This is a genomic window from Lysinibacillus sp. CD3-6 (genome assembly GCF_006351725.2).
GTDB lineage: Bacteria > Bacillota > Bacilli > Bacillales_A > Planococcaceae > Lysinibacillus.
The window spans coordinates 3032012-3045018 of record NZ_CP085880.1; the positions used below are offsets into that span (position 1 = coordinate 3032012).

Here is a 13007-nt window from a genome sequence, read left to right on the forward strand (position 1 = left end):
TACAAAAAAAGTCATTGATCAAACAAGACTTCTTTAAAAGTACCATCCCTCTAGTACAACTAAAAGCATGGCAATTCATTTCTATTGTTAATCAATTAAAGCTATTTTCAAAAAATAGACTCTTGCGGCTTACTTGTGTGCCCGCAGAAAGCGCCCGAACGTAGCGGAAATCAATGGCAGTAGTCCTTTCCTTTTAAATTTTATAAAAAAAGACTGTAGATAAGGCTTCATGCTAACCTACAGTCTTTTATCATTAAAAAATATTCATATCCCACTCAGCTGCCACATGCTTTAGTAATTTTACTCCTGCGACACTATTGCCGATTTCATCTATAGCAGGTCCATAAATGCCAATACCACAACCTGCAGGGAAAGGTGAACCTAAGCTTGCGTGACTTGGAACTGCCGCAACAATGGCGCCCGAGACACCGCTTTTAGCGGGTAATCCAATAAATGCAGCGAATTTACCTGATGCATTATACATACCGCATGTCACCATCAATGCCTTCGCTAGTTTTGCCACCTGCTTAGGAAACAGCTGTGTTTGTAATAGTGGATGATAGCCATCATTGGCAATGATTAAACCGATCATCGCTAAATCCGAAACATTTACTTCAATTGCACATTGCTTCAAATACACTTCCAATGCCTCTTCTACAGGGCAATCTAAAAAGCCCGAATCCATTAAATAATACGCTAATGACCGATTGCGATTGGCGGTGTGCCATTCAGATTGAAAAACTTCTTCATTTACCTTTAATTTCTTCCCAACAATTTTCTCTAAAAAATAGAGGATTTTTGAAACTTTCTCCTGTGGGGAATTACCCGCAAGCATCGAGGAAACTGTAATGGCTCCTGCATTAATCATCGGATTAAACGGTTTTCCAGGCTGATGACTTTCCAAACGAATAATTGAATTGAAAGTATCACCTGTAGGCTCCACATCTACACGCTCTAACACATAAGGCAACCCTCGATCCATACACGCTAAAATAAATGTTACAACTTTCGAAACACTTTGAAGCGTAAAAAGTTCAGTTGTCTCCCCTCCATTGATTTCGTCATTATTTGGTCCGATAATTGAAATGGCCAATTGATGAGGATCTTTTTGAGCCAATGCTGGAATATAGCTTGCACATTTACCCTCTTGTGCAAATGGTCGAAACTCCTTTACCCACTCAGCTACAAGAAGTTGATGCGGATTATCGTAATCGTTGTTAGTATGATTGGTAAGCATTATACTATTCTCCTCTCTTAGATGAATGCCATCATTTTTTCTAACTAGGGAAAAATAGAGCCCTCATAGTTCATCTACGAAGACTCCTTTTTCATTTAACGCTTTGGAGGCATTGTTCCTTCTGGGATTAATGACACATAAGTTTCCCCATCTAGACGTTCCTTCCATTCTTTTTTAGCTTCTGCAATAAGCGTAGGATTATTTATTAATTCAACTGCCATGCAAGCCATAATGTTGGCAGCCTGTAGCATTCCTTTGTGTGCAATCGGCATGACGCCCTGTGATACAACCTGCCAAGTATGAAGCGGTGTACCGAGTGCCATACAAACAGTTGTACATTGAACAGTTGGAACAATCCAGCTAACATCTCCTACATCTGTTGATCCGCCCATAATAAATTCAGGCAGCACACTTGGAATGTGATCAGCAATTACTTTATCTTTTAATTGCATCGCATCCTCTTTTTTTAGACCAACGAAAGAGGAAGCTTGAATTTCAGGGCTAAACGTATTAAAAATAGCTTGTGCATGCTGCTCATCTTCTATTGTATAAGTTGGCATCCCAATTTCAAGTATTTGTTTTTGCATTGCGTCATACAGTGTTTTGTTTGGAATAAGATTGGATGCAGCTCCCTCAAAGGCAATCTCCACCGAAGTTCCCGTCATCAACGTTGCACCTTTCGCAATATTTTCAACACGTTGATATATCTCTTGTACTTGTTGTTTTTTAGGTGCTCTTACTAAGTAAGTTACTTCCGCATATGGTTGGACAACATTCGGAGATGTTCCGCCCGAATCTGTAACCGCATAATGCAAGCGCGCCTCTGGAATAATGTGTTCGCGTAAATAGTTTACCCCAACATTCATGAGCTCAACAGCATCTAACGCACTTCTGCCAAGATGTGGTGCAGCGGCAGCATGTGCACTCTTCCCAGTAAACTTAAAAGTTACTGCATAGTTTGCTAGAGAGCTACAAGTCATGACCGATGTAAATGTGCCTGGGTGCCAAGATATTGCAATATCGACATCATCAAAAATACCCGCCTTCGCCATATAAGCTTTCCCTGAACCATTTTCCTCAGCTGGACAACCATAGAATCGAATCGTCGCCGACTGATTATGTTGTTCTAAGTAATCCTTCACCGCAACAGCAGCAGCAAATGCGCCTGTTCCTAATAAGTTATGTCCACAACCATGACCACTTCCTCCATTCTCTAATGGTTCATAATGGGTAGCACCACCCTTTTGACTCAAGCCAGGAAGTGCATCATACTCACCTAAAAAAGCAATAACAGGCTTTCCAGAACCGAATGTTCCTACGAGTGCCGTTTCAAGCCCAGCAACGCCAACTTCTGTCGCAAAGCCCTCTTTTTCTAATGCTGCTTTCATATACTGAACCGATTTTTTCTCTTGAAAGTGCAGTTCAGGCACCGCCCAAATTGTATTACTTAATGCTACACTTGCTTCACTTTTTGCTTCAATTAACGAAGATATTTTTTCATAAATACTCATATTTTCTCCTCCAATGACGTTTATAAATTTAATAGTTTTCCTTTTTGATCATTTAATGTTAGTAATGAAATAATACAAATACCCGCAAATGCTATTAGCATCCAAAAGGCTGCGTCAAAAGAACCATCAAACGCATCGACCATAAAGCCGATAGCCATTGGTGTTACAAACCCTGCTAATTGACCGCCAGTATTGGCAATCCCCATTGCTGAACCTGTAATAGATGATGGTAACTTTTTTAAGACAATGGCAGGTAGTAATGTAATAACAAATGCAATAAAGATCGAAACAACTGTTTGATAACCGATAAATAATGTCACAGATTCTGCTGTAAACATTAAATACAATAAAATCCCAATCACTGCACAAGAAATTGCACCTAAAATTTTGTCCATCCCGCGTGGTAGCTTATCAATAATATAACCACTACCATAAACACCAATAATTGTTGTAATTGCTGGTATTGTTTGTGCCCAGCCGATTGACATTAAATCAAGACCACGATTTTTTTGTAGATACGTTGGAATCCATGATACTAATCCCCAGTTCACTGCATAAATACAAAAATAAGCGATAATTAAATTCCACATAAGTGGCGTCTTAAATAGCTCCTTGAAGCTAACTTTAGTAGTGACTTTTCCTTCACCAACATTACCTGTTGATTCGGTTTGCTCTTGTGGAAGTTTAATATATTTCCAGTACAAAATGGCGATAATTGCGCCTATTAACCCGATAATAATGAACATCATACGCCAGCCAATCGTTCCTAATAAATAAGCCGAAAGTAGAGGAACGATTAGCGATACAATTCCTCCAGAGGTAAGCATAATCGACATTGCTCTTCCTCTTTCTTCTTTAGGGAAAACGGTTGCAATAATTTTTGAGCTAGAAGGCTGGAACCCACCTTCACCAATTCCGAATAAAAAACGAATGACAATCATTGCTGCTAAAGACCACGCTACCGCAGTTAAGCCCGTAAAGATGGACCACATAATAACTGCTATTAATAAAATTCGTTTCGCTCCAAATTTATCTGCTAACCATCCACCAGGAATTTGCATAATGGCATAGCCTAGAAAGAAAGCGCTTAAAATAATACCTGTAGAAGACGCATCTAAGCTTAAATCTCCTGTAATTGCTACAACTGCATAGTTCATAATGTAACGATCTAAATTCCCTAACGACCATCCTAAAAATAATAGTGCAAGAATTATATTTCTAGATTTTTTTGTCATTTCATTTGCTGTCATCCATATCCCTCCCATGTTTCATGAAACGTCTATCACCAATAATGCTGCAATTGATAGTATAGGCAAAGGTGAGTAATTTTTTAAAATTTCCCATACTACCATTTTTTACAACTATCACTACTTTTCCACCTCTCCCTATCTAGTAAATAAATATCCCCTTTATATAACGACAATTTCGTTATATATTCGTATAATAATCAAATTATTTAAATATGACAATATTTTTTTGAAAATTTTTAATAGATAGTCGAGGGGAAATAGCTTCCAAATATGTTGGTCGAAACAAAAAAATCGTTGATGTTCCTGCATTTTTAGATTAATCCCTGTTTATAAAACTAGTTGAAATTTTTTAATGGTAATTACGCTTCTATTTTCTACTCACAAAATAAAAAATGCCCCAAAAACCAATAATTGGTTTGGGACATTGTTCATTTTAATTAGTCGAATGTTGCAACACAAGCTGATAGATTTTAATTGGTCTACCACGTGTATGCTGTAATTCCTCACCGCACATTTTTGCTAAACCGACATTACATAAATCAGCAACGATACGCTGTGCATTTCGTTCACTCATTTGAAGCTGGGTAGCTAAATCTTTTGTTGTGAAATGCTTCCATCGCATTTTCTGGACGAGAGCCAATATTTTTGTATAGGTTTTAATACCGACTCCACCTCTTTTTAATTTTTCGAGTATTTCAGGATCATCGGCTCGATAAGAATAAGTGAGCTGTTCTGTATTTCCGACAGATTCGATAATAGTACCATCTTCTTGAATCATCACAACATCGATGGAATCATTGACTTTCGTCTGTCGGACAGCGCGGTGTGCATTTAATTCCGCATTAAAGACAGTTTGCGCAAAACCTATGCCCGCTGTAACCTTGGCATCCAATTCAATAGATAATTGATACATTTTTTCAGTGATGAATTGTATGTGCCCTTCAATTGCACCCCTCGTACTAAAAATCGTATACCTTCCATTCCCTTCTTCAATTAAGGAGCCATCAATTTGTTCACATAATTGCAGAAAATTTTCCTTCATCCGTAATTCTAGATACTGTATACGATACCCTTGTTTCATTCGTTCCTTCAATGAATCGAAGTCTTTAATTTCGAGCATCACTGCACCAATTTGCGTTTCTTTATAATACGACGTTTTGATTTTTTCAGTGAATAACTGTACTGTATGATAAATCTCGGTCTTTGTTGGCGAAACCCAATGCGAAGGAACACCCATTTTTTTTAATTGCTCATCTACCGATGGATAACACGTAATGACAAAATCAACTTTACCATCCTTCCAAAGCTCATAATGGAAATTAAATAATTCCTTTGGATCAATGGCGACATCAAATTCTTTTACATACATTTTCTTCACGCTTTTTTCAATTTCTGCTAATCCTTCTGATGCCATTTGTGCAGGGGAAGGGATAATATCTATACTTACACGCTCAATAAATTTCTTCATTTTATAAGTTTGCTCTAAAAAGCCTTTATAGATGGCTGCCTCAGAAAAAATAATATGCGCAAGCTTATCCTTTGAAATACTTGACTGATTCGCAATTGTATAAGGTATGTATCCTGAAAATAGCCAAAAATCAACATCTTGATTATGCGTCTCCACAATGTGCCTTGTTTCTGAAGCAACGCCATAAATATATGGAATAAACTCCATATCCTGTTCTATTTCCTGTGCCATTTCGATGATTTTTTCAACAGATTTAATCGGTCCAACAACACCTATTTTATACATCATAACTTCCTACCTTCTATTATCAAACTGCACTGTTTTTTAAGGAATTCTCACTTTTTTAATCAATTAACTGTAAATAGTATAGCGAAAATTAGATTGTCTGGACAAATGAAAGCGATATTTTTCATTTATTCAGCAGATTTTCAACTATACGAAAACCCCGAATAATAGAAAATTATTCGGGGACATTGTTATTATTTATCAGTTGTATACATTTTATTATAAAGGATTTCTAATTTCTTTGAAAGCTTGGCATAGGCATTTTGCCATGCTTTACGAGCCGCTTCGTTGCCTTCTGTAGCAGGTACATAGAGCGCATGAACATCTGCAACTTTTTTCAAGTCACTCTCTGCTTGTGTCAGTTTTGAATAATTTTTCACAATACTTTTTTCAGAAGTACCTAGAGCGTCATATGTTGCACGAATTTCTTTTACTTTCGTTTCTAAATCATCAATATATTCGCCTTGAATAAGCAACGAATTAATGGATTCAATTAATTTCAAAGCAATTTCATTCGATTGCTGCTGTCCTTGTTCCTTCTCAATAATAGCTTGTCGGATCTCTGAGCTAACTAAACTCATTTGTTTGGAAGATAGCTTTGCAAAAGCTTTAATCACTGTTGTTGGATTACTAATAAATGATTTTTCATACTGCTTTAGGAAGGTATCAACCTTTTTCACGTCAGAAACTGCCGCAGTTAAAATAGAAGCATTCGTAATACGTTTTTTATCATTAGCGCTTAACTTATTATATTGTGCGGAAAGCTCCATTATTTTCTCTTTTGTAACGGTATACATATCATTTGAGATAATAGTCGCAATTGTATTATTCAAAGCAACTATGTCTGGTGCATTACCATCCACTAAGCGATTGTTAAGTAAATCTTCGTATTGCTGTTTCGCTAAATGCTGCTGATTGGCAGGGAGTTTAGCGTAAGCAGTTTGTACGGTTTGAATTTTTTTTGCTTGTTTTGTAACATCTGTTTCTTCTCGTGCTGTTTGAACTTTTTTATGGAATGACTTAACTCCAGAAAGATCTTTGCTAGCAGCAGTTAATAAATAATAGTTTGTGACATACTTTCGTGCTGGCGAAGATAGACTCTTATATGTCACTGTCGCTGCATTGACAGCCGATTCAAATTGGGCAAATGTAAAGCTTGTAACGTCAGCAAGCTTTGCAACGTTTGCTTTTAAAGCTTCTGCAGCATCCTTATCAGCAGGCACCTTACCATTTCCATCAACCGTAACATTAGGCGAATTTAATAAAAAATCATCTGCACTATAAACGAGTGATTGTTGCAAGCTAGTTAACTTATTATAAGCTTTCAACGTACTAGTATAGCTTGAATTAAGCTTGTTTTCGGCAACACCAGAAACTTCGGAAAGCTTTTTATAAGCATCCATTTCTTTTATTACTTTTTCAGCTGTTTTTAAATCCTTCTGCAACGTAACAATGCGGTCATAACCAATAATTTTTGCAGCAGAAGTTTTCGTTAGCCCTTTATATTCATTAATAATTCGGTTTACATTCGTAACATGACTTTGCCAAGAATGTACGGACGGATCGATTGGGTACATGTCTTCTGCATCACCAACGTAGGTGTCGATTTCTGCATTTAATCTATCAATTTGACTGTCTTCTGCGTTTTCCGCTTCAAGTAATGTCGTGACATAATTGGCTGGTACTAACTGTAATTGTTTATATGTTAGCTTTTCATAAGCTGTACGTATTGATTTTGCTGTCGTCACTTGCTTGCTAGGTGTATTATTGGGTGACAGCTTATCAAATAGTTTAATAAATTGCTCAACCTTTTTAATATCCTGCTTCGCATCACTTAAAATGGTTTGATTTTGAACAGCTGAACGATAATTTTGAGATAATTTGGCTATATCTTTTTCTATTGCTTCCACTGCTGTTTGTAATGCTTTAATGTTAGTTGGTACATATTTCACAAGGGAATTTTCATATGCTAATAATGCCACAATTTCCTGATTTAATCGTCTAACTTCCTTAAATTCATCGATATCAGTTGGATTTTTCAATATAGTTTTAATACTATTATATAAAGCATCATTGATATCTAAGCTGCGTTGTAATAAATCCAACTTATCATAAGCCTCTTCAATTTCTTTTAAATATTGTGATAGGTTCTTTTCTTCAACCTCACTCACTTTATCTACTTTCTCATTTAACTTACTCAATGTCTCTATATCAGCTATAGCTCGCTTTAAAACATCATAATTTGTCACATTGGCCTTTGCAGGTGCTGTTAAGGCCTGGTACTTCGCCTCTAACGCTGTAACATCCGCTTTAAATGAAGCTAGACTTGAGATATTATATTGATGGTCATTTTTAAGCAACGTTTTAATCTCATTAATCATTGTGTTAGTTGGTTCATTGGATACAGTAATCTCATCAGAAAAATCTGATTCTACAATTGCAGGACCAACTTTTGCTTTTACCCTAACCATAATATCTTTTATATTTTCTTCTAATGCATTTTTTGGAACTGTATATGTACCGCTAGTTGCTCCATCAATAATTGTGAAAGAATCACCAACTTTATAAAACCATTGGTAGCTATATGTAATTTGACTACTTTGTAATTTTGCTCCTGCACTATCAGTAACATCGACTGTCACTTTTACTTCTTCGCCAGGTACGATATATTTTGAAGCAATTAAGAATTCTGGTTTTGTAATCGCAAGTTGTAGTGTATTTATAGTTCGTGTTGCACTTTTATATCTATTATCTGTCGTTGTGATTGCTTCTACAAAAATTGTTTTCCCTGCAGCATCTACTGGTACTGTGAATGATGAAGTAGTTGCACCAGAAATCGGTTTATTCGTAACATTTGTCGTTCCATTTTCGCCCGAAGTCTTTTCAACATAATACCATTGGTAACCTTTAACAATTGTATTGGCTGGTAAATTTTCTATTGAAGCTTTTAAAACTTCATTCACCATATTTTGACCTGTCACTGTCACTTCTGATTCCGCCGCTCCCGCAATTGTTGGGACAATAAGAACTGCAGGAATAGCTGCTACTGTGATAAATAATTTTTTATTCAATTTTATACCTCCTTCATACATCTATTATGTATATCGGTCATATTTCAATAATTTCTTTCGTTTTATTGAATATTTCTAAAAGGTGTAAATACTCCTTATTAAACATTACTAAATAGTAATATATTGATATTTCATTCACTAGGTTCGCTTTTCAACAAATTCTTTAGCATTAGTTAGAGGGACCCCCTACTAAACGAAGATATTATGCAATCTGTTTAGTAGGAGCCCCTCTTCAGTCAAAAACATTAAAATGTACAAAGTGGATTAATTTCCTTTAAGTTTTCTTATTTACTTAAAAAAATTTAATGATGTAGAAACCTATATACTAATCAGGCTGGTAGTATTCGGGAACTTCACTAATATTCAATAGAAATTCTTCAAGAGAATTTGCAACCTGTTTTTGGTTATTATAAATAGGACTATGTTCTTCTTCTGTTAATTCAATTGAAAAAGGCACTGATTCCCATCCAATAAAGAAGATTAATTTATTTTTTTCATCGTAATTTGGATAAGTCTCAAAATAGCCTTTTCTTAAACGAAAATCTCTAATCAAAGATGGACTTAATATACAATTTTCGTCTAGTTCTTCTTCACCTATAAATGAACCATAACCAATCTCCTTCAAAAAAACCTTTAGTTCATTTGGAAATGCAATGTCTAGGTCCTCTTCCACTTGTTCAACTTCACCACTATTTATTGGGGTAAACTGAAGGTTAGTATTATTTTTAATAAAAGAAAATTTCATTGATTATTCCTTCTTTCAAAGAAAAAATTATTTTATCCTTATCAAAAATTTCAGTCATAATTATCATTGAAGCTCTAGATTTACGAAACAGTGGAAATTAACTTTTCCATTTCTCCTTCAATTCCATCTACTCACAAATTTATTTTTTATATTTTCTGAGTTCAACAAACCAGCAGAATAATTCTCAACCATTTCTGCTCTGTCATCATCAGAAATAGAAATAAACACTGTTATGTCGTCATGTTTGGAACAAAACCATCTTTCATCTTGTAATGTAAGTAATGTTTCAGTCATTGTTTCATAAAGTTTCTCTTCAAACTGCATAAAGTTACTTTCTTCAATAGCCTCTCTTTTCTCAGCCAAATAGTCTGAAACTAATTCTATCTCGCTCTGCTCAAGATCACTATCATCATATTCCCATTCAGCAGGAATCCATTTAACAGTTTTGTATAAAATTTCGTCTTTTAACTGCACTGACTTTCCCTGCAGGTATTTTTGATATTTTGTTTCAACCTTTTCATATGTATTTATCGCTAAAAATAGTGTCATAGCATTACTGTCAGTTACCAAACAAACAGCATATATTCTCTCGTCCCCAATATTTTTTGACAATTTTTTAAAGTCGTTTCTGACTGCCTTGACCAATCTTTTTCCAAACGCATCAAAAAATTCTTTCATAAACTATGGTTCACCCCTATATCTGGATAAATACTCAGTTTTTATGACTCGTTGCTATAAAGCTAAGGTTTAAATACACCCGAGATAGAGGTGCTACCCTTAAACATGCATATTCGCCACATTAAAGTTATATTTTCCATCTTCACGCGGATCATTAAAACCTTCAAAATCATTCACTTTATCAAGAGTAAATAAATAACCAAAATTTGCATTAGGATAATCTAATTTCTTTCTACGTGCATAGCCCTTTATAGACACTAAGTATTTACCAGTGGGAACCTCATATTTAAAACCAGAATATAAGGTTATTCCATCTAACGTTTGATATGAAACGTCATCATTCCCTAAAAATTTGTTAATGTCGAAATCATAAAATAAACCTATACTACCAATCCATAATGAATCCTTTACTTCAATATTGAAGCCATGATAAACAAATTTTTCTTCCCATTCATCGCCAAACGACTCTTTATAGTTACCAAGTTTGATAACATATTTTATAGAATTAATTAGGACAAAAGGGGTCCAAACACCCTCAGTAAGTGCATTTAAATATCGATTATGATTATCTTGAAAATTCTTTAATATCCTTTTTGACCTAACTTTTTCTTTGATTAAAAAGTCTTTTAATATATCTAAAGAAAATAAACAAATACCATAACTTGAGACAGTTAAAATGTTATCCAACATAGCACCCCCTTCATATACCTACAAGTATATCGGTTGATCAAATTATTTCTAACAATGGAATTTATAAGTTTTTCACCAATCTCTTTCTCTTAAAGCTTCTTCAATATCTATATCAACCTCAAAATATTGTAAAATTTCTTCTACGGTTATTGCGATAGAATCTCGTGCAACAGTTTCAATTTCACTATCATTTTGATAAAACTCATCCTGTAGTTCATTGATTGCTACAGTCATTTCATCTAACTTTTCCTGAACCTCCTCAACCGAATGATTGCCATCTTCAATAAAATGAACTACTTTAATAATGTTTGATTTAATTTTATCTACTAAAAACGATGGATAATAAGAATCTTCGTACATATCCGATAAATATTTGAATTCCGAATCAAGTTTTTTCACAATGGTTCCTCCTTTGATTTTGATTATGAAAGTTTGATGCTACTCTTTTAAGTATGAAAAAAAATCAAATTTACTACAATTTACTGAAGTAATGTGTTCCATATGAAGATTTATACACATCAGCCTCATTGTTATCTAAGTTCAACAAATTCTGGACTACGTACATTTCCTTCTTTAACTAACAAGACACCTTTAATTTTTTCTTTTTTGCACGCATCCACGAAAACTCTATCTACTACTATCTCTTCTTTTGATTCTTTCATTCTTACGACATGATAGCTATTTAGGGATTCTGGAATAAGAGCAATATAATTTAAACTAATTGGCCCATTAGGTATAGATTTAACTAATGGTTCGTAATCTGACTTTTTATAGTCTAAACAAGGAATTACATTTAATACATTCATAACAAAAAAGGAATCGTTTATTTCTCCCGTTTCTGTAGATTTGATAATTGCAGGAATAAACTCACAATCTGAACCTAAGCTTTCTATTAGCTTTTTTAGCTTTGCGCTTACTAACTTGCCACCCACTGTTGGTAAAATATCATACTTATCTAAATAAGAATCAAACCTATCGACCACGTAACGTAATTTTTCATTCTGAGCATAAGACATACCTTTTTCCAAATCAAATCGATTGTATGGATTTTCATCAGAAAAAAAGAAATATACATCTCGTTCATACGATGTCAATAATCTAAAATAACTCATCTTGTAACCCCCCCTTAACAATGTAGTCTTGTCCTGTCAGTTTAGATTGTAACGTATTCCCACCTTGTACTTTTTCTAGAACACCACGTATAACAAGGTGCATCAAATTCCTCCTTCTTTCCTTTCTCTCTGAACATTTCTAACTCAGAGGAGTTCCAATTATCACCCGTTCTCTTTTTTCTATATTTGTTGCCAAATGAGCGTTAATATGTTTTGCCACGTCATTTAATTCAATAAATTTCAAACCTTTTAATTTTAGTGCAATGCATTGTTGCTTAAATTTTTCTGAACAAAATATGTATGAACTTAATCTTAGATCTTTTAAACGAAAGACATCAAAATCAGTATTTTTGAAAACTATTTTCTGATATTTTTCAACAAAGGAACCTTCCGATTTAAAAATTTTATTTTTAGGTACATCTCTAGAGATAAACTCCGATCTCTCATAATCCACTAATGAAATACCATCGTAATATTTAATAAAATAATAGTTTTTGTTTTTCTTTACTTTTGCCTTTCCCTTGGTGTTAACTATATTTAGTTTTGCTAAGACGTACTCTTGTTGCGATTTCGACTCAACCATTAGATTTAAGAACTGTTCTTCAACAATATGACCTAAAAAACTTTCATAATAGTCAAATTCAATTTTACTTGTTGTTATCAGCCACAACTCTTTAGGAAATTCATCTTTGTTAAAAAAATGACGATTCCAATTATAACCCATTCCTTCGTAATACTTTGTTTCATCAAAATGTTCATGTATTACCCCATCTAAGAAAGTAGGTGACGTAAGTTTGTCATTTAAAATCATAAAATTATTCAAAATATTTACCCCTATCTCTAACGTATTGAATAATATTTTGCCAATTTAACCTGCCCATAACATTGAAAACATGAATAAATATTCTACAGAAATGTGTCGCAAAAATCTCCAATTATTAGGATTCTTGCTGCTATGCT

General features: G+C 34.4%; 11 protein-coding genes. All 11 read right to left on the bottom strand.

The annotated features are described in order from the left end of the window. Positions 1–253: 253 nt before the first annotated feature. The 11 genes from FH508_RS15085 to FH508_RS15135 all read right to left on the bottom strand — a co-directional run bounded on the left by FH508_RS15085 (position 254) and on the right by FH508_RS15135 (position 12870). Positions 254–1237 (bottom strand): glutaminase, encoded by a 984-nt coding sequence (locus FH508_RS15085; protein ID WP_173479088.1) that lies wholly within the window; start codon positions 1235–1237, stop codon positions 254–256. Between the two features lie 95 nt (positions 1238–1332). Then, positions 1333–2748, bottom strand: coding sequence for a M20 family metallopeptidase (locus FH508_RS15090; RefSeq protein ID WP_173479089.1), 1416 nt, complete (start codon positions 2746–2748; stop codon positions 1333–1335). Between the two features lie 20 nt (positions 2749–2768). Beyond that, the gene (locus FH508_RS15095; protein ID WP_173479090.1) at positions 2769–3998 is read right to left on the bottom strand and encodes an MFS transporter; all 1230 of its coding nucleotides are present in this window, start codon (positions 3996–3998) and stop codon (positions 2769–2771) included. Positions 3999–4431: 433 nt separating this feature from the next. Continuing rightward, positions 4432–5754 carry a hypothetical protein gene (locus tag FH508_RS15100; RefSeq protein WP_228134088.1) on the bottom strand — a complete coding sequence of 441 codons (1323 nt, stop codon included), beginning with the start codon at positions 5752–5754 and terminating at the stop codon, positions 4432–4434. A 191-nt stretch (positions 5755–5945) separates the two neighbouring features. Further along, entirely contained in the window at positions 5946–8822 is a 2877-nt protein-coding gene (locus FH508_RS15105; RefSeq protein ID WP_173479091.1) for a hypothetical protein, read from the bottom strand. Between the two features lie 325 nt (positions 8823–9147). Beyond that, positions 9148–9567, bottom strand: a complete 420-nt coding sequence (locus FH508_RS15110) for an SMI1/KNR4 family protein (RefSeq protein ID WP_173479092.1) — start codon at positions 9565–9567, stop codon at positions 9148–9150. A gap of 117 nt (positions 9568–9684) precedes the next feature. Beyond that, positions 9685–10245 carry a DUF4303 domain-containing protein gene (locus tag FH508_RS15115; protein WP_173479093.1) on the bottom strand — a complete coding sequence of 187 codons (561 nt, stop codon included), beginning with the start codon at positions 10243–10245 and terminating at the stop codon, positions 9685–9687. 99 nt (positions 10246–10344) lie between these two features. Continuing rightward, positions 10345–10935: a hypothetical protein gene (locus tag FH508_RS15120; protein WP_173479094.1), complete on the bottom strand. Its 591-nt coding sequence runs from the start codon at positions 10933–10935 to the stop codon at positions 10345–10347. Positions 10936–11007: 72 nt separating this feature from the next. Beyond that, positions 11008–11334, bottom strand: a complete 327-nt coding sequence (locus FH508_RS15125; RefSeq protein ID WP_228134089.1) for a DUF5713 family protein — start codon at positions 11332–11334, stop codon at positions 11008–11010. Between the two features lie 131 nt (positions 11335–11465). Then, positions 11466–12047 carry an imm11 family protein gene (locus tag FH508_RS15130; RefSeq protein ID WP_173479095.1) on the bottom strand — a complete coding sequence of 194 codons (582 nt, stop codon included), beginning with the start codon at positions 12045–12047 and terminating at the stop codon, positions 11466–11468. Between the two features lie 139 nt (positions 12048–12186). Continuing rightward, positions 12187–12870 carry an Imm43 family immunity protein gene (locus FH508_RS15135; protein ID WP_173479096.1) on the bottom strand — a complete coding sequence of 228 codons (684 nt, stop codon included), beginning with the start codon at positions 12868–12870 and terminating at the stop codon, positions 12187–12189. Positions 12871–13007: the final 137 nt, after the last annotated feature.